Source organism: Xylanimonas protaetiae (assembly GCF_004135385.1).
GTDB lineage: Bacteria > Actinomycetota > Actinomycetes > Actinomycetales > Cellulomonadaceae > Xylanimonas > Xylanimonas protaetiae.
Genome location: NZ_CP035493.1, coordinates 773,135 through 799,308 on the forward strand (window position 1 = coordinate 773,135; position 26,174 = coordinate 799,308).

At 76.4% G+C, this 26,174-nt stretch carries 25 protein-coding genes and 2 pseudogenes; 8 read left to right on the forward strand and 19 right to left on the reverse strand.

The features are described 5' to 3' along the window. Positions 1 to 128 precede the first annotated feature (128 nt). Positions 129 to 1,088, forward strand: coding sequence for a zinc-binding dehydrogenase (locus tag ET471_RS03420; protein WP_129186605.1), 960 nt, complete (start codon positions 129 to 131; stop codon positions 1,086 to 1,088). A gap of 353 nt (positions 1,089 to 1,441) precedes the next feature. Here ET471_RS03420 and ET471_RS03425 read toward each other — a convergent pair whose 3' ends face one another. Beyond that, entirely contained in the window at positions 1,442 to 2,758 is a 1,317-nt protein-coding gene (locus ET471_RS03425; protein ID WP_129186606.1) for a restriction system modified-DNA reader domain-containing protein, read from the reverse strand. 458 nt (positions 2,759 to 3,216) lie between these two features. Here ET471_RS03425 and ET471_RS03430 point away from each other — a divergent pair, with 458 nt between their 5' ends. Then, the gene (locus tag ET471_RS03430) at positions 3,217 to 3,957 is read left to right on the forward strand and encodes a hypothetical protein (protein WP_129186607.1); all 741 of its coding nucleotides are present in this window, start codon (positions 3,217 to 3,219) and stop codon (positions 3,955 to 3,957) included. A gap of 164 nt (positions 3,958 to 4,121) precedes the next feature. On the opposite strand, the gene ET471_RS03435 is transcribed toward ET471_RS03430, so the two are convergent. Next, positions 4,122 to 4,442, reverse strand: a complete 321-nt coding sequence (locus ET471_RS03435; RefSeq protein ID WP_129186608.1) for a thiamine-binding protein — start codon at positions 4,440 to 4,442, stop codon at positions 4,122 to 4,124. A 111-nt stretch (positions 4,443 to 4,553) separates the two neighbouring features. Here ET471_RS03435 and cofD point away from each other — a divergent pair, with 111 nt between their 5' ends. From cofD to ET471_RS03450, 3 genes are all read left to right on the forward strand, one after another. Beyond that, complete coding sequence (cofD, locus tag ET471_RS03440) at positions 4,554 to 5,477, forward strand: 2-phospho-L-lactate transferase (protein ID WP_129186609.1); 924 nt, start codon at positions 4,554 to 4,556, stop codon at positions 5,475 to 5,477. Then, positions 5,474 to 6,094, forward strand: coding sequence for a 2-phospho-L-lactate guanylyltransferase (gene cofC / locus ET471_RS03445; protein WP_129186610.1), 621 nt, complete (start codon positions 5,474 to 5,476; stop codon positions 6,092 to 6,094). Before cofD ends, cofC begins: the two co-directional genes overlap by 4 nt. A gap of 115 nt (positions 6,095 to 6,209) precedes the next feature. Continuing rightward, positions 6,210 to 6,635 (forward strand): VOC family protein, encoded by a 426-nt coding sequence (locus ET471_RS03450; protein ID WP_129186611.1) that lies wholly within the window; start codon positions 6,210 to 6,212, stop codon positions 6,633 to 6,635. Between the two features lie 25 nt (positions 6,636 to 6,660). Here ET471_RS03450 and ET471_RS03455 read toward each other — a convergent pair whose 3' ends face one another. The 6 genes and pseudogenes from ET471_RS03455 to ET471_RS03480 form a co-directional block, all read right to left on the reverse strand. Next, positions 6,661 to 7,299: a nitroreductase family protein gene (locus tag ET471_RS03455; protein ID WP_129186612.1), complete on the reverse strand. Its 639-nt coding sequence runs from the start codon at positions 7,297 to 7,299 to the stop codon at positions 6,661 to 6,663. 40 nt (positions 7,300 to 7,339) lie between these two features. Then, positions 7,340 to 8,290, reverse strand: coding sequence for a GNAT family N-acetyltransferase (locus tag ET471_RS03460; protein ID WP_129186613.1), 951 nt, complete (start codon positions 8,288 to 8,290; stop codon positions 7,340 to 7,342). 68 nt (positions 8,291 to 8,358) lie between these two features. Then, positions 8,359 to 11,471 (reverse strand): annotated as a pseudogene (locus ET471_RS03465) (FAD-binding and (Fe-S)-binding domain-containing protein). A 163-nt stretch (positions 11,472 to 11,634) separates the two neighbouring features. After that, the gene (locus tag ET471_RS03470; RefSeq protein ID WP_129186614.1) at positions 11,635 to 12,078 is read right to left on the reverse strand and encodes an OsmC family peroxiredoxin; all 444 of its coding nucleotides are present in this window, start codon (positions 12,076 to 12,078) and stop codon (positions 11,635 to 11,637) included. Between the two features lie 70 nt (positions 12,079 to 12,148). Then, positions 12,149 to 13,108: a hypothetical protein gene (locus ET471_RS03475; protein WP_129186615.1), complete on the reverse strand. Its 960-nt coding sequence runs from the start codon at positions 13,106 to 13,108 to the stop codon at positions 12,149 to 12,151. An 839-nt stretch (positions 13,109 to 13,947) separates the two neighbouring features. Further along, on the reverse strand, positions 13,948 to 14,493 hold the full coding sequence (locus ET471_RS03480; protein ID WP_129186616.1) for an RNA polymerase sigma factor: 546 nt from the start codon (positions 14,491 to 14,493) through the stop codon (positions 13,948 to 13,950). A 219-nt stretch (positions 14,494 to 14,712) separates the two neighbouring features. Here ET471_RS03480 and ET471_RS03485 point away from each other — a divergent pair, with 219 nt between their 5' ends. Both ET471_RS03485 and ET471_RS18155 read left to right on the forward strand, forming a co-directional pair. Further along, positions 14,713 to 16,605, forward strand: coding sequence for a DUF4012 domain-containing protein (locus ET471_RS03485; protein ID WP_129186617.1), 1,893 nt, complete (start codon positions 14,713 to 14,715; stop codon positions 16,603 to 16,605). Positions 16,606 to 16,742: 137 nt separating this feature from the next. Then, positions 16,743 to 17,822 carry an LPXTG cell wall anchor domain-containing protein gene (locus ET471_RS18155; RefSeq protein WP_129186618.1) on the forward strand — a complete coding sequence of 360 codons (1,080 nt, stop codon included), beginning with the start codon at positions 16,743 to 16,745 and terminating at the stop codon, positions 17,820 to 17,822. 90 nt (positions 17,823 to 17,912) lie between these two features. Here ET471_RS18155 and dtd read toward each other — a convergent pair. From dtd to ET471_RS03540, 10 genes and pseudogenes are all read right to left on the reverse strand, one after another. After that, positions 17,913 to 18,337 (reverse strand): annotated as a pseudogene (gene dtd / locus ET471_RS03495) (D-aminoacyl-tRNA deacylase). Further along, positions 18,334 to 19,371, reverse strand: coding sequence for an asparaginase (locus tag ET471_RS03500; RefSeq protein ID WP_129186619.1), 1,038 nt, complete (start codon positions 19,369 to 19,371; stop codon positions 18,334 to 18,336). The pseudogene dtd and the gene ET471_RS03500 overlap by 4 nt, the downstream one beginning before the upstream one ends. Beyond that, positions 19,368 to 19,682 (reverse strand): DUF2516 family protein, encoded by a 315-nt coding sequence (locus ET471_RS03505; protein WP_129186620.1) that lies wholly within the window; start codon positions 19,680 to 19,682, stop codon positions 19,368 to 19,370. Before ET471_RS03505 ends, ET471_RS03500 begins: the two co-directional genes overlap by 4 nt. 28 nt (positions 19,683 to 19,710) lie before the next feature. After that, entirely contained in the window at positions 19,711 to 20,136 is a 426-nt protein-coding gene (locus tag ET471_RS03510; RefSeq protein WP_129186621.1) for a type II toxin-antitoxin system VapC family toxin, read from the reverse strand. A 1-nt stretch (position 20,137) separates the two neighbouring features. After that, complete coding sequence (locus ET471_RS03515) at positions 20,138 to 20,404, reverse strand: type II toxin-antitoxin system Phd/YefM family antitoxin (RefSeq protein WP_129186622.1); 267 nt, start codon at positions 20,402 to 20,404, stop codon at positions 20,138 to 20,140. 89 nt (positions 20,405 to 20,493) lie between these two features. Further along, the gene (locus ET471_RS03520) at positions 20,494 to 21,618 is read right to left on the reverse strand and encodes an FUSC family protein (protein ID WP_242496415.1); all 1,125 of its coding nucleotides are present in this window, start codon (positions 21,616 to 21,618) and stop codon (positions 20,494 to 20,496) included. 4 nt (positions 21,619 to 21,622) lie between these two features. Beyond that, positions 21,623 to 22,759, reverse strand: coding sequence for a CAF17-like 4Fe-4S cluster assembly/insertion protein YgfZ (gene ygfZ, locus ET471_RS03525; RefSeq protein WP_129186623.1), 1,137 nt, complete (start codon positions 22,757 to 22,759; stop codon positions 21,623 to 21,625). Continuing rightward, positions 22,759 to 23,373, reverse strand: a complete 615-nt coding sequence (locus ET471_RS03530; protein WP_129186624.1) for a heme-binding beta-barrel domain-containing protein — start codon at positions 23,371 to 23,373, stop codon at positions 22,759 to 22,761. The genes ygfZ and ET471_RS03530 overlap by 1 nt, the downstream gene beginning before the upstream one ends. A 158-nt stretch (positions 23,374 to 23,531) precedes the next feature. Then, the gene (locus ET471_RS03535; RefSeq protein ID WP_129186625.1) at positions 23,532 to 24,002 is read right to left on the reverse strand and encodes a DUF4395 family protein; all 471 of its coding nucleotides are present in this window, start codon (positions 24,000 to 24,002) and stop codon (positions 23,532 to 23,534) included. Positions 24,003 to 24,056: 54 nt separating this feature from the next. After that, on the reverse strand, positions 24,057 to 24,482 hold the full coding sequence (locus tag ET471_RS03540) for a thioredoxin family protein (RefSeq protein WP_129186626.1): 426 nt from the start codon (positions 24,480 to 24,482) through the stop codon (positions 24,057 to 24,059). Positions 24,483 to 24,661: 179 nt separating this feature from the next. Here ET471_RS03540 and ET471_RS03545 point away from each other — a divergent pair, with 179 nt between their 5' ends. Continuing rightward, complete coding sequence (locus ET471_RS03545; protein WP_129186627.1) at positions 24,662 to 25,324, forward strand: YceI family protein; 663 nt, start codon at positions 24,662 to 24,664, stop codon at positions 25,322 to 25,324. A gap of 3 nt (positions 25,325 to 25,327) precedes the next feature. Here ET471_RS03545 and ET471_RS03550 read toward each other — a convergent pair whose 3' ends face one another. Continuing rightward, positions 25,328 to 26,065: a hypothetical protein gene (locus ET471_RS03550; protein WP_129186628.1), complete on the reverse strand. Its 738-nt coding sequence runs from the start codon at positions 26,063 to 26,065 to the stop codon at positions 25,328 to 25,330. Positions 26,066 to 26,174: the final 109 nt, after the last annotated feature.

The window sequence follows — 26,174 nt, forward strand, 5'->3', positions numbered from 1 at the left end:
GGTGATCGGAACGTGTGGTTCGGATCGGAACGTGCATCGCACGCCACGTTCCGATCCGCAACGCACGTTGCGATCGGGTTCCGCCGTCCGACGACGTCGGCCGCCGTTCCCCGCGCTACCTTGGCGGCATGCTCGCCGCCTACGCCGCCCGGTTCTCGCCCGACTCCCCCGTCGACGGACTGGAGGTCGGGCAGCGGCCCGACCCCGTCGAGCGGGAGAACTGGTCGGTCGTCGAGGTGCGCGCCGCGAGCCTCAACCACCATGACCTGTGGTCGCTCCAGGGCGTCGGCCTGCGCGAGGACCAGCTGCCGATGATCCTCGGCACCGACGCCGCAGGCGTCGCCCCCGACGGCTCCGAGGTCATCGTGCACGGCGTCATCGGCGCGGACGGGCACGGCGTCGGGCCGAGCGAACGACGCACGCTGCTGTCCGAGAAGTACGACGGGACGCTCGCCCAGTACGTCACCGTGCCCACCGCGAACCTGCTGCCCAAGCCGGCTGAGCTGACCTTCGCCGAGGCCGCCTGCCTCGGCACGGCGTGGCTGACCGCCTACCGGATGCTGTTCACGGTCGCCGCCCTCAAGCCGGGCCAGTCCGTGCTGGTGCAGGGCGCGGGCGGTGGCGTCGCCACCGCCGCCATCGTGCTCGGCGCCGCCGCCGGCCTCGACGTCACCGTGACGTCGCGCTCCGGCGCCAAGCGCGAGCGCGCGAAGTCCCTCGGCGCGCGGCACGCGATCGAGCCGGGCGCGCGCGTCCCGGCGCGCGTCGACGCCGTCGTCGAGTCCGTCGGCGCCGCCACGTGGGGCCACTCGGTGCGGTCCGTGAAACCTGGCGGCACGATCGCCGTCTGCGGCGCGACGTCGGGCGACGCTCCCCCGGCCGACCTCACGCGCGTCTTCTTCCAGGAGCTGAACATCCGGGGCGTGACCATGGGCACGCGCGAGGAGCTCGCCGCACTCACGGCGTTCTGCGCGCGCACGGGCGTGCGTCCCGTCATCGACTCCCGGTTCGCGCTCGAAGACACCGCCGCGGCGCTGACGCGGCTCCACGAGGGCGCCCAGACGGGGAAGATCGTCGTCACGCCGTGACGCCGCGATGACGAGACGAGCCCGGCGCTTGCGCATGGCGGGCTCGTCTCGAAGTCACTCACGCGAGCTGCGCCGGCTCGTCTCAGCGGGCGCTCGCGGACGCCGAACCAGGGTCCGTCTCAGGTGCGTTCGACGCCGTCGGGCGGGAGGTCGCGGACGTCCCCCGACGCCTCCAAGTCCGTCGCGCCGTCCGCGCGACGCCGATGGGTCCTGCCCGCATGCGTCCAGCACCGTCGGCCCGGTCCCTCCGGGCGTCCGATGGCAGTCCTCCCGACGTACGCCCGACGCAGGCGACCCGGGTCCGTCTCGCTGTCCGCCCGACGCGCCGATGGCAGTCGTCGCGGCGGGCGTCGTCAGGCGAAGCGCGCGCGGAACGCCTCCGTGAGCGTCTCGCCCGTGCGGTACAACCGCCACACGGTCCAGCCGTCCGCCGTGTACGAGCCGGACGCCGCGGACGCCGCGACGTCCGGGTGGCGGTAGCGGGCGCCGTCGGCCAGCTCGATCGTGCCGTCCGGGTGCAGCAGCGCGTCGTGCCGCTCGCCGCGGCGCGGCCGCTCCCACACGAGCGGCGTCGGCACGCCCAGCGCGGCCGCGAGCGCTGCGAGGTCCGGGTCGTTGTCCTCGTCGAGGACCATGGGGGTCGACGACGTCTGGCGCTCCGGCTCCCACCACGAGGACGGCGCTGGCTCGGACAGGCGCGGCGGCTCGTACGGGGGCTCCCAGGCCGCGGGCTCCGCCTCCGCCGCGGGGGCACGCTCCCAGGGCACCGGTGCGTCGGTGGGCTCCGACTCCCAGGGGGCGGGGTCGACCGGACGCGCTGACTCCCACGGTGCCGGCTCGGCAACGGGCGCCGACTCCCACGGTGCCGGGTCGGCCGGAGGCGACGGTTCCCACGGAGCCGGTTCGGCGGCCCGTCCGGGCTCCCACGCACGTGGCTCCGTGGGGTGCGGCGACTCCCACGCAGCCGGTTCGGTGACGCGTGCCGGCTCCCACGCAGCGGGCTCTGCAGGGCGCGACGGCTCCCAGGGCGCCGGGCCCGACGCGGCGCGCGAGTCCCACGCCGGGTCGAGCGGGCTGCTGATCACGGAGAACACCTCGCCGAACGCGATCGCGTCGCCCTCGCCGCGCGCGGGCGCGGGGATCGGGTCCTCGCCCGACTCGGGGTCCCACGACCGCGACGGGCGCCACGCGAGCGGGTCCTCGCCGGGGGCGCTCGGGCCGAGGTCGAGGTCGCGTGGGAAGCGGTACGGCTCGTCGTGGCCGAGCGACGGGAGGTAGGTGGTCGCCTCGACCTCGGTGGGCTCTTCGGGGCCGTCGGCGCGGGCGTCGTGAACCGGTCGGCCCGCGACCGGCGTCGGACCGCGGGACGCTCCGGGGCGCGCTCGGGCGCCGGGGTCGCGGATGCCGTCGGCTCCGCGACCGGCGCCGACGCAGCAGGCCGCCGCGTCGACGTCCGCGGCGGCACGGCAGACGACGGCGACGTCGCCGAGGAAGCCGGTGACGGCGCGGCGGACGGCGCAGGCAGGTCGGCCGACGGCGCAGGCACGGACGCCGACCACGACGACGCAGCGGCCGAAGACCGCGGCACGGAGCCCGGCGACGGCGGCGCAACCGCGTCCCCGGCAGCGGGCGACGACGGCACGGACGCAGCCGCCGAGGACGAGTCCCACGACGACGCAGCGAACGACGACGCAGCAGGCAAGGAGGAGGCAGCAGCCGAGGACGTCCCCGGCACCGAGGCAGAGGACGCAGCCGACGAGGCAGAGGCAGACGAGACGACCGTCGGCGCAGCAGACGGCGCGGCGTCCTGCGCAGGCGCCGGCGCGGTCCGCGACCTCCGGCCCACCGTCCGACGTGCCCCCGTCGTCGTGCCGCCAGAGGCCGCCTCCGACGCCGACGGCTCAGCATCGGACGGACGCGCTCCGGCCCGCCGAGCAGGCGCCGGCACGGCGGGCTGCGCCGGCGCCGGCACGGCCGACGGGACCGGCGCCGGCACGCCGGGCAGCGGGACGGGGTCGATGCGCGTCGGCTCGTGCACGACCACGGGCGGGCGCGGGGCCAGCGCCGTCAGCGGTGCGACGCCCTCGGGCCGGGCGACGAGCTCGGGCCGGTCCGGCGCGGACGCCGGGTGGATGACGAGCGGCGACACGTCGACGAACCGCCGACCGTCCTCGCCGTGCACGAGCCCGAGCCGCAGCACCTCGACGGGCATGGTCGGCTGGCGGAGGAAGTCGACGGCGTTGAGCACGTCCTCGTCGGCGTCCTGGCAGATGACGATGAGGCGCACGCCGGGGCGGCCCGGCTGCGAGCGCGTGATGGGCACGGCGTCGTAGAACTCGGCGACGTCGCGCTGGAACGCGGCGGGACCGCCGCGGTAGAGCGAGGCGAGCTGCGAGCGCGTCATCCGGCCCGCGGCCCCGGCGTGGTCGAGCGCGCGGGACAGCGCGGCGTCGTCCAGGCGGGAGACGAGCTCGACGACGACGGGCGCGCCGGACGCGTCGAGCGCGAGCAGGTGCGGCTCGTCGGGGCCGTTGCCGGGCGACACGGGGAAGATCTGCTCGCCGAGCAGCCCGTCGATGTGCGTCTCGACGACGCGGTGGGCCGTCGTGCCGACGCCGGGGCGCGGCCCGGGGACGATCTGCGGACGGTCTCCCTCGACCTCGAAGAGCGGCAAGGGATCCACCTCCGTGGTGTGTCGTTCCGTCGTGCGCGTAGCCTGCTCCGGGCTCGGACCCATACCTTACGCGCCCCGCCTGCGCCACAGGGACGGTCGACCACCCGCGGGTGTACGGACCGTGTGAAGGGTCTGCGGCGGGGTCCGGGGCGCGCGCCGTGGTGGTGGCCCGCGTCGCGAGGATGGGTCCCGTGACCGCCGTCGACGCGCCGCGCCTCGGGCGCCGCACCACCCCGCTCGGCGTCGTCGCGCACGCGCTGTGGATCGGCCCGGTCTGCGCGACGGGCGCCTGAACCTGCACGGGCGCCCGCGGACGTCTGAGCCCGCCAGCGTTCGAGCCCGCGAACACCACGGGAGACTTACGAGCGCCCCTCGTCGACCGCCTCGTCGGCCAGGATCGCCTCGACGCGGGACACCTTGGCGTCCAGCTGCCCCGTGAACCCGGGGCGGATGTCGGCCTTGAGCACGAGCGAGACGCGGTGCCCGCCGATGCCCACGGCCTCGGTCGCCTTCTTGATGACGGGCATGACCTCGTCCCACTCCCCCTCGATCTCGGTGAACATCGAGGAGGTGCGGTTGGGCAGCCCGGACTCGCGCACGATGCGCACGGCCTCGGCGACCTGCGGGGCGACGGACTCGCCCGCGCCGAGCGGGGCGACGGAGAAAGCGAAGACGGCCATGCGCCCATCCTGCCCCCTTTCGACGTCGTACCTGGTTGCGTTCTGGGGCTCAGAACGCAACCAGGTACGACGTCGAAAGGGAGGGGGCTCCCGGCGCGTAGGCTCGACGACGTGACCTCTCCTCGTGTGACCGTGCTGGCCGGTGGTGTCGGAGGGGCGCGGCTCGCGCACGGGTTCGCGCTCGCCGGGGTGCCGCTGGACGTCGTCGTCAACGTCGGCGACGACACCGAGCTGCACGGCCTGTGGATCTCCCCCGACCTCGACACGGTGCTCTACACGCTCGCGGGGCTCAACGACGAGGAGCGCGGCTGGGGCCTGCGCGGCGAGTCGTACGCGACGCTCGCGCAGCTCGCGGTGCTGGGCGAGGACACGTGGTTCACGCTCGGCGACAAAGACCTGGCCACGCACGTCGCACGCACGGCCCGCCTGCGCGCCGGCCTGCCGCTGAGCGCGGTGACCGCGCAGCTCGCGGCCTCCCTCGGCGTCACCGCCCGGCTGCTGCCCGTCACGGACGACCCGGTCGCCACGGTGCTCGACACCCCGTCCGGGCGCCTGGCGTTCCAGGAGTACTTCGTGCGCCGGCACCACGCCGACGCCGTCCTGGGCATCACCTACGAGGGCATCGACGCCGCACGCCCCGCGCCCGGCGTGCTCGACGCCGTCGGCGGCGCCGACGTGCTCGTGCTCGCTCCGTCGAACCCGTTCCTGTCGCTGCTGCCCGTGCTCGGGGTCGCCGGGGTGCGCGACGCCGTCGAGCGGACGTCGGCGCGGCGCGTCGCCGTCAGCCCCATCGTGGGCGGCCAGGCGATCAAGGGCCCCGCCGCGCAGATCCTCGAGACGCTCGGCCACGACGTCTCCGCGCTGGGCGTCGCCCGCCTGTACACGGGCCTCGTGGACGTCATGGTGATCGACGACGCCGACGCCGCGCTGGCCCCCGCGATCGAGGACCTCGGCTTCGACGTCGTCGTCACCGACACGGTCATGGGCGGCCCGGACGGCCGCGAGCGCCTCGCCCGCGAGCTCCTGGCGGTATGACCCCGGTCGTCGCCGTGGTGCCGCTGCGCGACGGCGTCTCCGGCAAGTCCCGCCTGGCCGCGCACCTCACGCCGGCGCAGCGCCGGGGGCTCGTCACGGAGCTCGCCCGCCATGTGCTCGGCACGCTGGCGGCGTACCCGTTCGACGAGATCGTCGTGGTGACGGCCGACCCGCTGTTCGCCGCCGAGGTGCTGGGCGACGTGCTGCCGCCCGTCACGGTGCTGGCCGAGCCGCCGGGGCGCCCCGGCCTCAACGCGGCGCTCGACGCGGCCCGCGCATCCGTCCGCGAGGCGACGTGGGGAGCGCGGCTGCTCGTCGCGCACGCGGACCTGCCGCTGCTCACCGTCGACGACGTCGAGGCGCTGCTGCGCGCGGAGGCCGACGTCGTGGTCGCGACCGACCGGCACGGGACGGGCACCAACCTGCTCCGGCTGCACGCCGACGACGAGTACGCGTTCCGGTTCGGCGCGGGGTCGCGGGCCGCGCACGAGGCCGAGGCGGCGCGGCAGGGGCTGCGCGCCGTCGTCGTCGACCGGCCGGGGACGGCCGCAGATCTCGACACGCTCGACGACTGGGCCGACCTGCCCGCCCCCACCCGAGAGCACCTGGCGGGCTGACCGCACGACGCGCGGCGGCAGCACGACGCGCGGCGGCAGCGCCGCACCCGGTGGCCGGGACCGGCGCCCGCGAGGATCGTGGTGCGGGTACGCACACACCCTCTGGGAGACGGTCATGGCCAACCTCGTGGTGCACTTCGAGATCTACGGCACGGAGCCCGAGCGGCTCGTCGACTTCTACTCCGCCCTGTTCGGCTGGACGATCGACCGCTACGGCGAGATGGAGTACTGGGGCGTCCAGACCGGCGAGGGCTCGGTCCAGAGCTCCGCCGGCACGCCCGGCCTGGGCATCAACGGCGGCATCGCCAAGCGCGACGGCCCCGCGCCGACGCCGGGCGGGCCGGTCGCGGGCGCCAACATCGTCGTCGCGGTCGACGACGTCGACGCGACGTTCAGCAAGGGCCTCGAGCTGGGCGGCACCGACGCGATGGCGCCGACGGACATGGAGGGCGTCGGACGGCTCGCCTACCTGCACGACCCGGCCGGCAACCTGTTCGGCTTCCTGTCGCCGGTCCTGTCGGACGGCACGAGCGCGATGTAGCGGCCCCGGGGCCGCCCGTCCCCTGCTACCAGGCGCCCCGGTGCAGCACCGACTCCAGCGGGCGGCGGGCCCGGCGCGCCGGCGAGCCCGCCGCGCCCCGCGCCGGCTCGTCCGGGTGGCCCACCGCGACGACGCCCGTCGGCTCCCACTCCGCCGGCACGCCGAACGCCGCGTGGAACGCCGGGCGCTCCGGACCGCCGATGCCGAAGAAGCACGCTCCCAGGCCCAGGTCCACCGCCGTCTGGAGCATGAGCAGCGACGCCATGCCCACGTCGACGTGCCAGTACGGCACGGGCCACCTCGCCTGGTCCTCGGGCGTGAACGCGCCCGGCGTGACGAGCCGGGCGCCCGCCTTGTCGCGCTCGGCGTAGCGGCGCAGGTAGGCGTCGCGCGACGCCATGGGCACCACGAGCAGCGGTGCCCGCCGCAGCCCCGCCTTCCACCGGGTCATGTCCCGTTCCGACGACGCCGGCGTCGCCGCCGCCCAGAAGCGCTCGCGGTCCGCCGCGGACTCCAGCACGAGGAACGCCCACCCCTGCGTGAACCCGGCCGACGGCCCGCGCACGGCGTTGCCGAGCACGCGCTCCACCTGCTCGGGCGTCAGCGGCTCGTCGGTGAAGGACCGCACCATGCGGCGGCGGCGGACGACGTCCTGGAACTCCATGCCGCCATCGTCGCGTGCGGCGTGGACGCGCTCAAGCGCGTCAGCGGGGGCCGGTGACGGGGGGTGCCGGCACCACGGGCCGGCGCAGCGCCTCCGTGACGACGCCGAACCCGAGGGACTCGTACAGGCCGCGCGCCACGACGTTGTGCCCGAACACGCTCAGGCCCAGCACGTCGACCCCCCGCTGCCGGCACCAGCCCGCGCCCGCGAGCATCGCCGCCCGGCCGAGCCCGCGCCCGCGCGCCGGCGGCGTGAGCCACACGTCGTACACGAACGCGGCCGACGGCGGTCGCAGCCCCAGCCACAGCGCACCGACGTCGGCGCCCGTCGCGGTCTCGACGACGTCGAGCAGCACCTGGCCGGGCGTCGCGAGGCCCTGCGGCAGCAGCTCGTCGTAGTCGGCGCGCGAGCGGTCGAGCGCGTCGTCCCACCGCAGGGCGTCGACGCGCCGGATCTCGCGCGCGTACTCGTCGATCGCGGCGGCCAGGTAGGCCTCGAAGGAGCGCTGCGTCATCGGGCGCAGCGTGACGCCGGGGGCGGCGTGCGACGGCTCCGCGGTGAGGTCGAGCGCCATCGTCTGGCTCACGACGGCGAAGCCGTCCGCGGCCGCGAGCGCCGCCGTCGCCGGGGCGGCGACCATGCGGTCGAGCACGAGCTGGCGGGCGTCGGCCGAGCGGGCGTGGGTCTCGAGCAGCGTGAGCAGCTCGTCGGCGGGGGCGTCGGTGTCGGCGTCGAGGAGCAGCAGGTCCTGGTCCTGGCGCGAGAGCCACAGCCAGCCGGCCTCGCCGTGGTCGCCGAGCACGCGGAGCAGGTAGGTGCCCGTCAGGCCGTCCTCGGGGGCGAGCTCCGCGACGGCGGTGCGCGCCTGCGCGGCGGCGGCCGCGGCGTCGGCCCACAGCGGGCCGAACTGCCAGCGTCGCCGGCGCTCCACCTGGGCCGTACGCCAGGCGGCGTAGTCGGCCGCGGGGAACGGCAGCAGCTGGAGGGTCACGCCCGGCAGCCTAGGGGGAGACTGGCCGTTGCCCGAAATTCACCCGAAAGAGACCTTGACGGCATTCGTCAGAGTCTCTCGGCGATGATCTCGACGAGCGCCTTGCCCTCGACGCCCGCGAGCTGCACCGCCTGGGTGCGGCAGGAGAACCCGTCGGCGAGGTACTCGGTGCCCTCCTCCGCGGAGCGCAGCGCGGGCAGCAGCGCGTTCTCCGCGACGGCGACCGAGACGTCGTAGTGACCCTTCTGCATGCCGAAGTTGCCCGCGAGGCCGCAGCAGCCGGCCAGCACCTCGAGCTGGGCGCCGGCGGAGCGCAGCAGGTTCTCGTCGGCCTGGTAGCCCATGACGGAATGGTGGTGGCAGTGCGGCTGGACGACGGCCTTGAGGTCGGAGAGGTCCGGGACCTGCCAGTCCTTCGGCGCGGTCGCGGGCTCGGTGAGCAGCTCGGCGAGCGTGCGCGTCGCGGCCGCGACGGCCGCGGCGCGCGGGTCGTCGGGGAAGAGGTCGAGCAGGTCGGAGCGCAGGACGGCGGTGCACGACGGCTCGAGGCCCATGATGGGGATGCCGTTGACGGCGTACGGCCCCAGCACCTTCAGCAGGTTGTCGAGACGGCGGCGGGCGCCGTCGAGCTGGCCCGTGGAGATCCACGTCAGGCCGCAGCACGCCTCCTCGTCGGGCACGATCACGTCGTAGCCGGCGGCCTGGAGCACCTTCACAGCGGCCTGCGGGACGGACGGCGCGAGGGCGTCGCTGAACGAGTCGGTCCACAGGACCACCTTCGGGCGGCCCTGCGGCGCCACGGGGTGCCCGGGCGTCGCGCCGAGGGCGACGCCCGGCACGCCGTGCGTCGCGCCGCCGCTCTTCCACCACGTGTGGAAGGGCACCTCGGCGAACGTCATCATCTCGCGGCGCGGGTCCATGCCACCGAGCCACAGCACCGTCTTGGCGATCCAGCGCACGCCGAGCAGCGCGTTGACCGGGCGGGCCAGCGGGCCGCCCACGAGGCGCGTCCAGCGCGGCAGCCAGCCCAGCACGTAGTGGTCGACGGGGCGCAGCTTGCCCTTGTAGGTGCGGTGCAGCACCTCGGACTTGAACTGGGCCATGTCGACGCCGGCCGGGCAGTCGGCGCTGCACGCCTTGCACGACAGGCACAGGTCGAGGGACTCGCGCACCGCGGGGGCGTTGAGGCCGCCGACCAGGGTGCCGTTGACGGCGTCCTGCAGCACGCGGGCGCGGCCGCGCGTCACGTCCTTCTCGTCCTTGGTGGCCTGGTAGCTCGGGCACATGAAGCCGCCCGACGCGTGGTTGTCCGCGCGGCACTTGCCGACGCCGACGCAGCGGTGCACGGCCTGCGTGAGGTCGTGGTGGTCGTGGCCGAACGAGAACCCGGCGTGGCCCGCCTTCTTCTCGATGCCGCGCAGCCTGCCGCCCTCGCGGGCGCCGCCGTCGCGCGGGTCGATCGGGAGCGTTGAGCGCACCGGCCGGGCCGCCGGGCGGCGCAGGTTCGCGTCCACGGCGGCCGGGCGCACGACGACGCCCGGGTTGAGCACGTCCTGCGGGTCGAACAGCGCCTTGAACCTCTCGAGCAGCGCGATCGCCTCGGGGCTGTACATGAGCGGCAGCAGCTCCGAACGGGCGCGGCCGTCGCCGTGCTCGCCGGACAGCGAGCCGCCGTAGCGGGCCACGAGCTCGGCGGCCTCGGTCATGAAGGTGCGCAGCACCGACCCCGACGCCTCGAGCGGGATGTCGATGCGCAGGTGCACGCACCCGTCGCCGAAGTGCCCGTAGGGCAGGCCGTCGACGCCGTAGCGCTCCATGAGGGCGTCGAGGTCACGCAGGTACGCGCCGAGCCTCGCGGGCGGCACGGCGGAGTCCTCCCAGCCCGGCCACGCCTGTTCACCCCCCGGACTCCCTTGCTTCGCTGCGGGAGTCCGCGGGGACCCCGAGCTCGCTGTGCCTTCTGGCGCCGCCTCCGGCGGCCGCGGGGGGTGCGCCCGGCGAGGCCCGCGCCGTCGGCGCGGATCTGCCACATCTTGGTGGCCTCGGGGCCGGCCGGGTGGATCTGGGAGGCGACGGCGCTGGACGCCGCGACGACGGCCTCCGCGTTGGCCAGCGCCTCCTCCTGCGTGGCCCCGGCGACCTCGATCATGAGCCAGCCCGCCCCCTCGGGCAGCGGCGGCACGGCGTCGGCCCCGCGGGCCTTGCGCACGACGTCGACGAGGCGGGCGTCGAGGCCCTCGATCGCCAGGGCGGTGCCGCGGCCGAACCCGGTGCCGCCCTCGGACGCCCCGACGGCCAGCAGCGGGGGCACGTCGTCGGCCGCCGACGGCATGTCGGTGTACCCGAGCACCACGAGCGTCGGCTTCTGGGGCAGCGGCACGAGCCGGAGGGTCGCCTCGAGCACCGTGACGCACGTGCCCTCGGTGCCCACGAGCGCCTTGGCGAGGTCGGAGCCGTTCTCCGGCAGCAGGTGCTCGAGCGAGTAGCCGGACACCTGGCGGCCGAACCGCCCGAACTCGGTGCGGATGAGCGCGAGGTTCTCGCGCACCAGCTCCTTGAGGCCGGGGACGGCCGCGAAGTCCGCGTCGCCCGCGCCGGCGGTGAAGCGGCGCCCGCGCCCGTCGACGACGTCGAGGCTCACCACGTTGTCCGCGGTGCGCCCGTACGCGACGGCGTGCGGGCCGCACGCGTTGTTGCCGATCATGCCGCCGAGCGTCGCCCGGTTCTGCGTCGACGGGTCGGGCCCGAACCGCAGCCCGTGCGGCGCCGCGGCCGCCTGGAGCGTGGACATGACGGTGCCGGGCTGCACGACGGCGGTGGCGTTCTCGGCGTCGACCGACACGACCTGGTTCAGGTGCCGCGACAGGTCGACGACGGCACCCGGCCCGACGGCGTTGCCCGCCACGCTGGTGCCCGCGCCGCGCGCGGTGACGGGCACCCTGAGCTCGCGCAGCACCTCCAGGGCACCGACGAGCTCGTCCTGCGTGCGCGGCATGACGACGACGTCGGGCACGACACGGTAGTTGGACGCGTCGGTGGAGTACTCGGCGCGGCGACGGGCGCCGGACTCGACGCTGCCGGCGACGACGACGGTGCGCAGCGCCGTGGCGACGGCGGCGCGGGCGGCGGCCGCGGCGCGCTCCGCCTCGGCCGCGACGCTCGCGCCCGGCGCGGGCGCCACAGGGGTCGGGTTCTCGGTCGAGGCGGTCGGTCCAGGCACCCGCCGATTCTTGCATCACGGGCCGCGCGGGGACGCTAGGTGACCGCCGCGGTCCGCAACCGCGCCCGCCCGGGCCCGTCGTCCTGGGCGGCGACCCAGGACGACGGGGCCGGTGCGTTCCGGCTCAGCCCTCGAACGTCACGTCCAGCGTGACGTCGCCGACGCCCGCGAGCGCCTTCGACACCGGGCAGTTCTTCTTGGCGCTCTCCGCGGCGGCCGTGAAGCCGGCCTCGTCGAGACCCGCGGCGTAGCCCACGACCTTGAGCGTGATGCGCGGGATGCGGAAGCCGCCCGCCGGGTCCGGCCCGAGCGTGACGTCGGCCGTGACCTCGACCTGCTCCGGCGTACCGCCCGCGGCGGCGATCTCGGCGGAGAACTGCATGGCGAAGCACGCCGAGTGGGCGGCCGCGATGAGCTCCTCCGGGCTGGTGACGCCCTCGGCGTCGTCGGCGGCACGACGCGGGAACGAGACGTCGAACGTCGCCGCGCCCGAGCTGGTGAGCTCCACCTGGCCGGAGCCCTGCTCGAGCGTGCCGTTCCAGGCGGTGCGTGCGGTGCGGATGGGCATTGCGTGCTCCTTCGTGACCAGGGAGGGGTGGCGCCGTGGCGGCACCACCCCGAACCTAGCGCGCGCGTCCCTACCGCGGGGCGAAGTCGAGAGCGTCGTCGGTCACGGCGATCACGGACCACGTGGTGCCGTCGGCGTCGGTGAGCTCGTAGGCGGGCACGAAGAGCACCGCGCCCGACGTCGTCCAGTGCTGGGTGAGCGCCAGGCGGGCGCCGGTGATCGTCACCTCGGTGACGGGCCAGGCGATGCGGTCGGCCGCGGACGGCGGGGTGGGCACCGACGCGGGCGCGGCGGGCAGCACCTCCCGCGGCTCCGCCCCCGCCGCGAGGGCCACGGGCGACGACTGCCCGAAGCGCGGGTCGCCGAGCCGGCGTACGGCCTCGTCCGGGCTGACGACGTCGTAGCTGCCCAGGTCGACCACCGGCGCGAGCGTGCCGTTCATCCAGACGATGCCGGCGTCGGCGACGGTCGCGCCCCAGGTGTCGTTCGTCAGCGTGCCGCCGACGACGCGCCGGGCGGTGACCCACCGTGCCGCGTCGTTCCCGTCGCCGAGCGGCGCGACGGTGACCTCGAACTGCGCCGGGTCGACGCCGAGGGAGCGCATCGCGTCGCCGAGCGCCGCCGCGGCGGTGGCGTCGTCGACGGACGTCGCGGGCGGCGTCGGGCACGAGCCGTCGGCGGCCTGCTTGGCGCAGGACCACGGGTCGAGCGCGGAGTTCGAGTACCCGAACGAGGCGCCGCCGTCGGACGTCACGTAGACCTGCGGGCCGGTGCCGTCGGTCGCCCCCACCGACCATGTCCCGTCCCGCTCCTGCACCTCGCCCGCGACGCCGAACGCCTGCGCGACGCGGGCGGCGGTGTCCGCGGTGGCGGCGGGCCGGGCGTCGAACGCGTAGGCCGGCGCGGTGCCGCCCTGCGTGGAGAGCCCCTGGGCGCGGAAGGTGGTGCGGCCGAAGAAGGGCGACCACGCGGAGTCGTAGGCCGCGGAGGACCGGGCCGAGTCGGGGCCCGCGGGTGCGGGCTCCTGCACCGCTCCCGTGGCGGTGCCCCCGCCGACCCGGCGCCGCCCGCCGAGTCGTCCCCGGACCCGCCGATCGTGACGGGCGGCTGCGCGGACCCGGGCGGGGCGAACCCTCCCGCCTCCGAGGCGGCACGGTCCGCGACGCCGAGCGACGAGGAGTCGGCACCCGCCGACCCGGCCCCGCCGGACAGGCTGCCCAGGGCGTAGCCACCCCCGCCGACGGCGACGACGCCGGCCACCGCCGCGGCGACGAGCAGCCCGCGGCGACGACGCCGGAGGGCCTCGCGGCGCGCGGCGAGGTCGACGGCGGGGACGCGCGGGGCACGGGCCGCCGACGACCCGGCCGCGACGTGCGCCAGGGCGTCCGCCGCGGACCCCAGCGGGGCGCCCGGCAAAGCGTCAGGCAAGACGCCCGCCGCGGCGTCCGGCAAGACGCCCGGCAGGGCATCCGGCAAGGCGTCCGGCGAGCGGCTCGGCAGGGCATCCGGCAAGGCGTCCGGTGAGACGCTCGCCGTGGACCCCACTCCGGCGTCCGTCCGGGAGCCCGCCGCGACATCCGCCTGGGCGTCCACCTTCGCCCGCAGCACGCCGAGGCGGGGCTCGACGTCGGCGCCGGGGTCGGCGGCGACGAGGCGGTCGAAGGCCTCGTCGGGGGTTCGCGTGTCGTCGGTCATGACGGCCTCCTCGTCGGTCGCGGGCCGTCGGCCCGCACCCTGCCTGTGTCGCCGGCCCCGCGCGGCTTGCACGCCGTCGCGCCGAGACCCTCCTCCGTTTCGATGTCGTACCTGGTTGCGTTCTGGGGCTCAGAACGCAACCAGGTACGACATCGAAACGGGGGGACGGAGGGGTCAGGGAGCCGTCGCCACCCCGGCGTCGTCGCCCGCCTCCCAGGCGACCCGCAGCCGCGCCCGGGCCCGCGACAGCGCCGCGTCGGCTCCCCCGCGCGAGACGCCCAGCACCGTGGCGAGGTCGTCGCCGCGCAGGCCGTCCCAGGCGAACAGCAGCAGCACCTGCCGGTCGCGCGGGCTGAGCCGGGCCAGCGCCCGGCGCACCTGGTCGTCGTCGACGGCGAGGACCGCCGGGTCGACGTCGTCGGGCACGTCGGGGACCGCCGCGAGCGGGACCGCGCGCGCCTTGCGGCGGTGGTTGGCGAGCACGAACCCGGCCGTCGCGTACAGCCAGGGCAGCTCGGCGCCCTCGGGCACGTCCACGCGACGCCGCCACGCGGTGGCGAGCACCTCTGCGGCGAGGTCCTCGGCGGCGTCGGCGCGCGTCCCGCCGTCGGGCAGGCGCCGCACGAAGTACCGGTGCAGGGCGCCCGCGTGCGCGGCGAAGAGCGCGTCGAACCACGCCGCGTCGCGCGCGGGCCGGGTCGCGTCAGGGCGGCCGTCCATACCCCCACTGTGTCGCGGCCGCACCGACCCTTGCACGGGGACGTCCGCCCGTGTCGCCACGGGGACGGTGTCCGGTTCGGCAGGTTCATCCGTAGTTCACCCGGCCTGGGTGCAGACGGGCGCCCGGGCGGCACCTAGCGTCGGCGTGTGTCGACACCTGCACGCGCGCCCGAACCGTCGTCCGCGTCGGCCCACGGGCCCGCGCCCGAACCGTCGCCCGTGTCCTCCCACGAGCCGGCCCCGTCCGACGCCGTCGACGCGATCACGTCCTCCGCCCCGAAGGCAGGCCGCGCGAGCACGCGCCGGAGCCGCACGCGCCGCGTCACGCTCGCCGCGGCCGCCGTCGCCCTCGTGGCCGTCGTGGCCGGCGGCGTGCTGCTCGCGCTCGACACGCTCGCCGCGCGGTCGGCGCTGGAGTCGGCCGCGGACCGCGTCCCGGCCCTCCAGCAGGCTCTCAGCCCCGACGCCGACCCGGCCACGCTCGATGCCGGGCTCGCCGCCCTCCAGCACGACGCCGCGACCGCCCGCGCGCGCACGGACGGGCCGGTCTGGGCGGTCGCCCGCAGGATCCCGCAGCTCGGCCCCAACCTCGACGCCGTCGCCCGCATCTCCGCCGCGCTCGACGACGTGGCGCGCACCGCGGTCCCCGCCCTCGTCGACGCGCGCGCCGCCGTCGCCGGGACGCAGCGCACGGCCGACGGCGGCATCGACCTCACGGCGCTGGGCGCCCTCGCCCCGCGCCTCGCCGACGCCCGCGCGGCCGTCGCGTCGGCGGCGACCCTCGCCGACGTCGACCCGGCGAGCCTGCTGCCCGAGATCGCCGACCCGCTCGTCCGGCTGCGCACGCGGCTCGCGACGGTCGCCGACGCGGTCGCGACCGCCGACCGGGTCGCCGGCGTCGTCCCGCCCATGCTCGGCGCGGACGGCCCGCGCACCTACCTGGTGCTCGCCCTGACGAACGCGGAGCTGCGGTCGGGCGGCGGCCTGCCCGGTGCGGGCCTGCTGGTCCGGGTCGACGCGGGGCACGTCGAGGTGCTCCGCCAGGTCGCGGGCGTCGACATCGGCCCGTTCGCGACGCCCGTGGCCGACCTGGACCCGGAGACCGCCGCGATCTTCACGACGCGGCCCGCGCAGTTCATCCAGGACGTCACCCTCACGCCCGAGTTCCCGACGGCGGCCGCGCTCGCCGCGCGGATGTGGGCCCTCGACCAGGGCGAGCAGGTCGACGGCGTCGTCGCCACCGACCCGGTCGCGCTCGCCGGCCTGCTGCGCGCCACGGGGCCGGTGGACGTCCCCGGACCGGGCGGGTCCGCCCCCGTGCGGCTCGACGCGGACAACGCCGTCGCGGTCCTGGAGAGCGACGTCTACGGCGACGGCCCCGACGCCGGGAGCGTCGCCGACGCGTTCTTCGGGTCGGTCGTCGCGGCGACGGTCGCCCGGCTCGAGTCCCCCGACGTCGACCCCGCCGCCGTCCTGCGCGCCCTCACCGACGGAGCGGGCGAGCACCGCGTCCAGGTGTGGTCGGCGCACGCCGAGGAGCAGGACCGGCTGGCGGGGACCGAGGTGGCCGGGACGTTCCTGTCGTCGCCGCGCGCGGCCGACGCCGTCGGGGTGTTCTTCGACGACACCATCTCCGGGAAGATGAGCTGGTACCTGAAGTCGTCGGTGACGCACGTGTCCTCCCGCTGCACGCCCGACGGGCGCGAGGACACGCTCGACGTCACGCTGACGTCCACCGCACCGGCGGACGCCGCCACCGCCCTGCCGACGTACGTGGTGGGCTGGCCCAACGGCTCGTTCGTGCCCGGCACGGTGCGCACGGTGCTGCGCGTGGCGGGCCCCGTCGGCTCCCCCGCGCCCCGGCTCACGCGCGACGGCGTCGTCCTCGGCATGGACACGCACGCGCTCGCCGGACGCTCGATGGCGTCGGGCACGATCACGCTCGCCCCCGGGCAGACGACGACGGTGCGGGTCACCGCGCGGGCCACGGCCGCGGCGAGCACGGGCGGTGGCCTGCAGCCCGCCGGCACGCTCGACGTCTGGTCGACGCCGACGGCGCACGACGGCGGCCTGCGGACCGTCGCGGTCCCGGTCTGCGGCCCGCTCGGGTGAGAACCGGGTGAATCCGCACACCACCTGCGGTTTCACCCACCGCTGGGGATTCGCTGCGAGCCGTGGGCGCCCTACCGTGAACTGCGCACCACGCCACCACAGCCACGAGCGGCCCGGACCGCCGACAGGGGACCACCATGACCCGCACCACGCACCAACCGAAGCCGCGCGGCCGTGCGCGCGCGGCGGCGCTGACGGCGGCCGTCGTCGCGCTCCTCGCCGTGTCCACGGGCGTCGCCGCGGCGGACACGGAGCCGTCGCCGGGCGCCTCGACCCCGGCGACCGAGGCGACGACGCCGGCCCCGGCCCCGTCGGACGACCTCCAGTACCCGCCGCCCCCGGCGCCCAGCATCGACGTCACGGTGCTGCAGCCGGTCTGCGACGGCGACGTGCCCTACCTCCGGTACGCGGTGGTGCCCACGGGCACGCCGAACGACACGGTGACCATCACCTGGCAGAACCCGTCGGGCGACGACGTCGTCATGGCCGACCTGCCGCTCACCGGCCGCGTGCTGTGGCCGGGCGCCAAGGTCGACGCGAACGGCAAGCCGCTCGACTGGCCCGGCTGGACCCAGCAGGCCGACGGCACATGGGTCCAGGGCGACGAGTTCGACTGGGTCCGCCCGTCGGCCACGGTGGTGTTCAAGGTGAACCCGGAGGCCACGACCACCGTGACCTACCCGCCGTCGTCGCCGAGCTGCGCGACGAACCCGCCCGGCAAGGCTGAGCCGACCATCAAGGTCGACACGCTCACGCCCGTGTGCGTCGAGGGCGTCACGTACCTCAAGTACGGCGTCACGGTCACGGGCACCCCGAACACCACCGCCACGCTGACCTGGCACAACCCGTCGGGCGGCGCGGACTTCGTCCAGGCGGGCCAGCCGCTGCGCGGCACGGTCCTGTGGCCCGGCGCGTACCCGGAGCGGTTCGTCGACCTGAAGAAGTCGGACGGCTGGGAGCTCGTCAACAACATGTGGGAGAACACGCGTGACTTCGGCTGGGCCGTCGGCACCGTGGACGTGACCTTCAAGGTCAACCCTGAGGTCACCGTCCCGGTGACGTTCCCCCAGGACACCGCGGGCTGCGTCCGGGCGGCGGGGGTCGCCGGCCTGCTGCCGCGCACCGGCGCCGAGGTCATGGGCCTCGTCGGGTTCGCGGCCGGCCTGCTCGCACTCGGCACGACGGTCGTCGTGCTGACCAGGCGTCGCCGCGCCTGACGGACGCTCGCGCGACGACGGCGAAGGCCCCGGTGGTGCGATCCACCGGGGCCTTCGCGCTGCCGTGCGCCCGGTGCGGACGCGGTGCTCCTAGACCTCCAGGACGAGCGTCACGGGCCCGTCGTTGACCAGCTCGACGGCCATCATCGCCCCGAACCGTCCGGTCGCGACCTCGAGCCCGCGACGGCGCAGCCCGTCCACGACGGCGTCGACGAGCGGCTCGGCGACGTCGCCGGGGCGGCGTGGCTCCACGACGGGCGGCGGCCCTTGCGAGCGTCGCCGTAGAGCGTGAACTGGCTGATGACGAGCACGGGCGCCCCGTCGTCGAGCGCGGACCGCTCGTCGCGCAGGATGCGCAGCTCGGCGATCTTGCGGGCGATCGTGTCCGCCTGGGCGGGGGTGTCGGTGTGGGTGACACCGACGAGCGCCACGAGCCCGGGCCGGTCGATCGCGCCGACCACCTTGCCGTCCACCGAGACGTTCGCGTGCGCGACGCGCTGGACCACCGCCCTCACGCGGCCGTCCCTCCCGCGCCGTGCGACGCCGACGCCGACGTCGACGGGGCCGGGGCCGGGGCCGGGGCCGGGGCCGCGAACGGCACCCGGACCTGCCCGACGACGCGGCCGTGGCCGAGCACCTGCCAGCTGTCGGCGAGCGCGTCGAGCCCCGCGTGCGGCCCGACGACGCCGAGCGCGGACCGCAGCACGGCCGCGAGGATCGCGGGCCGCGGGCGGGCGGCGCCGTCGAGCACCTTGAACGCGAACGCGGTCCCGTCGGGCAGCGCGCCGGCGTAGACGCCCTCGGCGCCGTCCTTGGCGACGAGCCCGGGGACGGCCCGCATGGCGGCGGTGGCGTCCCGGCCCGTGCCGGCGACCATCTCGGGGCGGGCGGCCATGGCGGCGGCGACGCGCGCCTCGGGCGTCCCCGCGGGGGCCGTCGCGATCCGCTGGAACGCGCGCGCGAGCCCGCGCAGCGACGTCGAGAACAGCGGTGCACCGCACCCGTCCACCGTGACGTGGGGTGCCGCGGCGTCCTCGGTGAGCTCCGCGACGACGTCGGCGGCCAGCCGCTGGAGCGGGTGGTCGCGGTCGAGGTAGGTGGCGGTGTCCCAGCCGGAGGCGACGCACGCAGCCAGGAACGCGGCGTGCTTGCCGGAGCAGTTCTGCGTGACCGGCTCGGGGCCGCGCCCGTCCACCTGCCAGGCGAGCGCCGCGGGCGCGTGCAGCGGCAGGTCGGGGGTGTTGCGCAGCGCCCCGGCGTCGAGCCCCGCCGCCGCGAGGATCGCCCGGACCCCGGCGACGTGGGCCGGCTCGCCGTTGTGCGAGGCGGTGGCGAGGGCGAGCTCGCCGTCGTCCCGGGGCGCGAACCCTGCCCGCAGGGAGGCGACGGCCTGGACGGGCTTGAGCGACGAACGCGGGTAGACGACGGCGTCGGCGTCGCCGGCCACGAGCGCGACCGTCCCGTCCGGGCGCAGCACCACCAGGTGACCCTGGTGGACGGACTCCACCAGGTCGCCGCGCACGATCTCCGCGAGGACGGCCGCCCTCACCACTGCGGGCCCTGCGGCCGGCGGGGCCCGCCCGTGCCGTACGGCTTGATGGCGGGACGCACGCCGTACCAGTACACGGCGGCGGGGCCGATCGCGATGATGTTGAGGACGATCCCGATCATGTTCAGCGTCCCGAGCAGGGCGAACAGCAGCCCGGCGCCCAGGATGAGCATCCAGATCGTCTTGGTGTTCTTGCCCTCGGACGTGTAGGCACGCTCGGGGCGGCGGACGGCGTCCGCGATCGCGATGATCGCTGCGACGAGGACGGCCAGGGCGATGGCGTCGGCGACCAGGTTCTGGACGGAGTTCACGCCCCGAGACTACGGGAGACCACCGTGGTCAGGGCAGGACGATCAGCGACCGCGCCCGCGCCGCTGACGCGACCTGGTCGTCCCAGGCGGCCACGACGGTCTCGGGGTGCGCCACCGTGAGCGCGGACGCGACGTGCACGGCGTCGTCGGCCCGCAGCGGGACGGTGCTCGAGGCGAGCAGCGCGGCGGCCTCGCGCGCCACGCGCTCCCCCACCTCGACCACCGCGAGCGAGGGCCACAGCCGCTCCCAGGCGGCGACGGCGACGGCGTGGGCCTCCGCGTCGAGCAGTCCTGCACGCGCCCCGGCGCCGAGCGCCGCGCGCACCTCGACGTCGGCGATCCGGCTCGTGACGGCGACGTCGGCGCGGTTGTAGAGCGCGGAGGCGAGGTCGGAGCCGGACTCGGCGACGACGAGCTTCACGAGCGCCGACGCGTCGAAGTAGACGACGGCCATGTCAGCGGCGGATGCGGCGGACCAGGCCGGACAGGGCGCGCGACCCGTTCCCGGCGGGCGCGGCGGGCGGCTCGTGCACGGGCCGCTCCACCTGCGCGGGCGTGAGCAGCCCGTCGCGCACGAGGCCCTGGACCAGGTCGGCGGCGGCGATGCCGCTGAGCCGGGCGACGGGCAGGCCGCGGTCGGTGATGATGACCTCCTCGCCCTCGCGGGCTCGCTCGATCCACGTCTTGAGCTCCGCGCGCAGCGCGCTGACGGCGACCTCCATGCCGCGACGCTACCGCCCCCCGGAACCGCCCACCAGGCCCCCGGCGTGCCGGGTTCGCGTGCCGTCGCGGATCGACGCAGGCCGCGCTCCTACAGCTCGTGCAGGGCCGCGCGGGCGGCGTCGGGGGCCGCGCCGGCCGCCTCGAGCACGTCCACGACGGGCGAGCGCAGCAGCAGCACGAGCGACTGGATCCCCCAGTCCGCGGCGGCCTCGTGCGGGTCGGCGTCGCGCGCCACCTCGGTGAGCGTGCCGCGCGCGGCGACGGCGTCCTGCCCCGTCTCGATCGCCGACGCGAGCTGCCGCACGCCCGCGGCGTACCGGTCGAGCAGGTCGGCGAGGACGCCGCGCTCGGTCGCCGAGGCGTGCTGGAGCCCGTAGGGCGCGCGCCGCACGAGCACGCGCACGGAGCGCATGGCGCGCTCCACGAGCACGGCCTGGTTCTCGAGCCGGCGCAGCTCCTCGCGGTGCACCCGGTTGACGGTCACGCGCGCCTGCTCGCTCGCGCTGTGCACGCGGTCGAGGAACTCGTGCAGGGCGGGGTCCGCGGCCCGGGCGCGCACGAGCGCCGCCTCGAGCCCGTCCTCGTCGGCCCCGCGCGCGGCCGTGGCGGCCTGCTCGACGACGGTGGCCAGCGCCGTCGTCGCGACGGTGCCGAGCGTGCGCAGCCGACGGCGCGGGTCGGTGGGCGTGAGCAGCGCGAAGGCGAGCGCGACGGCGCCGCCCACCATCGCGTCGGCCGCGCGGCCGAACGGCCCGCCGGTGAGCGACGGCAGGCCCACGATGACGATGGCCTGCGTCCCGGCCTGGGCCGCGAGCACGGCCCCCCGGTCGACGAACCGGGCGACGACCGCCGCGACGACGAGCACCGTCGACAGCTGCCACCAGCCGGAGCCGATGAGCCGCACCACGAGGTCGCCCACCGCCAGGCCGACGGTGACGCCGAACGCCACCTCGGCGATCTTGCGCAGGTCGCGGTCGAACGAGAACCCCAGGCACGCCCACGCGGCGATCGACGCGAAGAACGGCTGCGCGTGCCCGAAGACCCACCCGGCCAGCAGGTAGGCGGCACCGGCGGCCGCGGCCGCCTGGAGCAGCGGCCAGAACGAGGCGCGCACGCGCGAGTACCCCTGCCGCGCGCGGGCCCGCAGCACGACCCGCCGCACCACGCGGCGAGCCAGGCGGCTGCCCGGCCGGGCGGCGTCCGCGGTGCTCACGGCGCTACAGGGCGGGGCCGAGGGAGCCGGGCGCGGACAGCCCGCGGGTCAGCGGGCCGCGGGCGGCGGGCCGGTCGGCGGACACGCCCTCGCCCGGCACCACGACCTCCTGCGCCGCCGCGACCTCGACGCGCTCCCCCGAGACGTCGCCGGCGACGACGAGCTCGGCGTCCTCGGGCACGGACCGCTTGACGACGGCGAGCCCGACGGGCCCGAGCTCGTGGTGCCGCGCCACGGAGGTCAGCGTCCCGACGGCGCGGCCGTCCAGCAGCACCTCCGCGCCGGCCTCGGGCTGCACGTGCCCCGACCCGTCCAGGTGCAGGAACACGAGCCGTCGCGGCGGGCGGCCCAGGTTGTGCACGCGCGCGATGGTCTCCTGGCCGCGGTAGCAGCCCTTGTGCAGGTGCACGGCCGTGCGCAGCCAGTCGAGCTCGTGCGGGATGGTGCGGTGGTCCACCTCGCGGGCCAGGCGCGGGCGGTAGGCCTCGACGCGCAGGGCCTCGGTGGCCCAGGTGCCGGCCAGGCGGGCGCCCGCGGCCTCGCGCGCCGCGACCTCCGCCGCGAGCGACTCGCGCGGCACGAGCACGAGCCGCCACGGCCGCTGGGCGCCCGGGTGCACGTCCTCGCCCGGCCCGTAGCGGGTCCCGCCCGCGGCGACGCGCGGCCAGGTGTCCCACCAGGTCAGCGGGCCGCCGGGCGCACCCTCCGCGGCGACGGGCTCGCCGAGGGCGGCCCACTGCGCGGTCGCGTCGGTGATCTCGACGCGCAGCATGAACTTCATGCGGTCCAGCCAGGCCGCGAGCGGCCCCGCGTGGGAGGCCTCGGTGACGAGCCAGGTCGCCTCGCCGTCGTCGACGACGCCGGCGGCGTGCTCGACGTGGCCCTGCGGGCTGAGCACGAACAGCTCGGTGGACGTGCGCGGCCGCAGCGACGCCAGGTCCTGGGAGGTGATGTCGTGCAGCCAGCGCAGCCGGTCCGGCCCGGCGACGCGCACGACGCCGAGGTGCGACTGGTCGACCACGGCCGCGCCCCGCGCGAGCGCGCGCTGCTCGGCGACGGGGTCGCCGTAGTGCCAGGCGACGCCCTCGTCGGGGCCGGTGGCCGCGACGGCCCCGTGCCGGGCGAGCAGCGGGCTCGCCATCAGGCGCTCTCGGGGCCGGCCGGGGCGCCGTCGAGCCGCGTGAGCTGCCCCGACGAGTACGACTGGAGCGGCTGCCCGAACGCGACCAGGTCCTCGCTCCAGAACAGGCGCCCGCCCACGAGCCCGAGCATGCGGCGCGAGCCGCTGACGTCGGGGGCCGTGGAGGTGCGGACGGTGCGCTGCGACGCGAGCTCGACGCGGCCGCCGCCCACCCAGCCGAGGAACGCCGTCAGGCGCCCGGAGGCGTCCGCGAGCAGCACCTCGATGGTGTGCTGGTCGGCGGTGAGCCCGTCGAGCGTGTCGGTCGAGGCGCGCCAGTAGCCCGTCTCGGTGGTCCACACGGCGGCGGCGGCCACCTCGTCGTCCGTGGGGAGCGCGAAGTCGGCGTCGGGTGCGCCCAGGTCGACGCGCTCGGGCACGTCACCCTCGAGCACGCGCAGCGTGGCCTCGTAGCGCAGGTACGGCCCGCCGTCGTGGTCGAAGACGACGTCGGCGGCGACGCGCCTGCGCTCGATGCCGGGGTACGCGAGCACGCCCGCGCCACGCCATCGCCCGACGAGCCAGGCCAGCGGGTAGAGCTCAGGCGCCAGCGTCTCGTCGAACGCGAAGGGCATCAGCGCTGCCCGGCGAACAGCTTGTAGACGACGTAGCCGGCGAACCACGCGATAGCGACCGCGGTGACGACCAGCAGACCGATGAAGAAGGCTTCCATCCCGGCGTACATGGGCAGATCCTAACCGTGGCGGAGGACGTCGGGACGCGGGCCGCGCACTCAGGCGGAACGGAGCCGGCGGCCCAGCAGGTACAGCTCGCACCCGAGGCACAGCCCGACGACGGCGTTGAGCGCCGCGGCCACGAACGCGAGGGCGGCGGCGACGGGCACGGCCGCCCCCACCCCGGCCAGGCCCAGCACCACGCCGACGCCCGTGACGACGAGCCCGACGAGCTGCGCGAACCGCGGCGGGCGCGGGTCCTCGAGCTCGGTGGGCGCAGCCAGGCGCGGGCGCACGAACCGGCGGAACACCCAGCCCTGCCACGTGCCCTGCGCACCGAGCACGGCACCGACGGCGAAGCTCACCGCGAGCACGACGAGCAGCACGAGGGCGGCGGTGCGCGTGGACTCGCTCACGCCGAGCACCACGACGACGGCGAGCAGCACGGCGGTGATCCCGGCGGCGACGCGCGGGCCGCGGGGGTCGATCCCGGCGGGCGCGGCCTTGCCGGTGGTCGAGGAGGTGGTCATCGAGGACTCCGAGGTCGAGCGGGTGGCTGCGGTGGGTTTCAGCTGCGGTGGGGTTCAGCCGCAGAGGGCGAGGGCCTGCCTGGCCTGGGCGGGCGTCATGGCGCCGCTGGCGCGGGCGACCTCGACGCCGTCGGGGTCGAGCAGCAGCACCGTCGGGGTGGTCAGCACCTTGAGCTCCTTGACGAGGTCGAGGTGCTCGTCGACGTCGAGCTCGTGGTGGGCGACGCCGGGCTCGTTCGTGGCGAGCGTGCCGAGCACGCGCGCGGTGGCCCGGCACGGGGCGCAGACCTCGGCGGAGAGCTGCAGGAACGTGGCGCGCTCGCCGAGGGCGACGCCACGGCCGGCCCAGCGGGCGGCCTGGTCCTGCGCGGGCGCGGCGACCGGTGCGGTGACGCGGACGCGGCCCTGACGGGCGCGCCACGCGACGCCGACGAGGGCGGTCACGGCAAGGAGAGCGGCGAGCGCGACGACCTGGGGCACGTCGGTCCCTTCCTGCTCGATCGGTATGGTTGAACCTTGAATCTATAGAGTACTCATGGCCCAGCGATCTATGATCGCCCCTCTGTCCACATGCTCGCCACCATGCGTCCATATGTCGGACAGCCCCGCCCGGTGGGTGAATCCCGCCGCCACCAGCCGTCGTGACCGGAGGACCCGAGTTGACCGACCTGCCCGTGCGGACCTGGAACGACCTGATCGTCCCCGCCCCTGGCGCCTACCACCTCGACACCGAGCACATGCGGCTCGGGTTCAACGCCACGCACATGATGGTCAGCGCCGTGCGGGGCGAGTTCGCCGAGGGATCGGCCCAGGTGTGGGTGGCCGAGGACCCGCTCGACTCCTGGGCCGTCGCGACGCTCGAGTCGGCGTCGATCGACACCGACAACCCGGAGCGCGACGGGCACCTGCGCAGCGCCGACTTCCTCGACGCGGCCAACCACCCCGCCATCACGTTCCGCTCGACGGGCCTGACGTGGCAGCCGCAGCCCGACCCGATCTTCTCGTGGGCGCGCCTCAAGGGCCACGGCGCGGCACCGGTGCCCGGCACCACCGCCGTCCCCCGCTTCCAGCTGCACGGCGAGCTCACCATCCGCGCCACGACGCGGCCGGTCACGCTCGACGTCGAGTACGGCGGGGCCCGCCGCGACCTGTTCGGCCGCGACATCTGGGGCTTCTCCGCGACGGCCCAGATCAACCGCGAGGACTACGGCCTGCTCTGGAACGTGGCGCTCGAGGCCGGCGGCGTGCTCGTCGCCAAGACGGTGCGCCTCGAGCTCGCCGGCGAGCTCATCCGCTCGGACGGCGTCACGACCCGCGGCTGACCGTCAGCCCAGCAGCACGCGGCCCACGGAGAACACGAGCATCCCGCCGACCGCGACCGGCACGGTCGCGGCGGCCACCCCGGCACGCCGGCCCCGCACCGCGGGCACCCGCTCCAGCAGCACGCGCAGCGCGGCCACGCCCAGCCCGCCCGCCACGCCCGCGACGAGCCCCGTGACGGGCTCGACGTCGGGCACCAGGGCGGCCGCGACGGCACCGGCCACGGCGGCGGCCGCGACGGCCAGGAGCGCACCCACCCACCCGCGCGCGGCCGCGAGCGCCGACACCGCGGCCGCGACGGCGACGGCGACCGCGGCCGTGACCACGAGCGACACCCCGCCCACGGAGCGGACGGTCGCGATCCAGCCGCCCGCCGCGGCGGCGACGAACGCGCCCGCCACGGTGCCCGTCACCGACTCGACCAGGCGGGGGCGCCCGTCGCGCCGCAGCATCTCGGCGAGGAACGCCAGCACGAGCGCCATCGCGACGACGATCGGCAGGTGCCGCAGCACCGGCTCGCCCAGGGTGCGCCACGCGACGGCGGCGGCGCCGAGCCCCGCGCCGAGCAGCACGATGGTCGACCCGCCCGGGGCCGGCAGGTCCAGCAGCGCCGACCACCCGACGGCGAGCAGCACCACGAGGAGCGCGGCCACCCCGACGAGCGGCACCTCGCCGAGGAAGGCGGCGCCGGCGACGGCGGCACACAGGACGGCGGTCGTCACGGCGCGGGTGCTGAGGCTCACGGGACGAGTATCCCGGACGCGCCCGCCGACCGGCGTCCCCGCGCGCGGCCCCGACACATGCCCGACACACAGCGCAGGCATACTGCGCCACCAGACGCCACGTCACGTT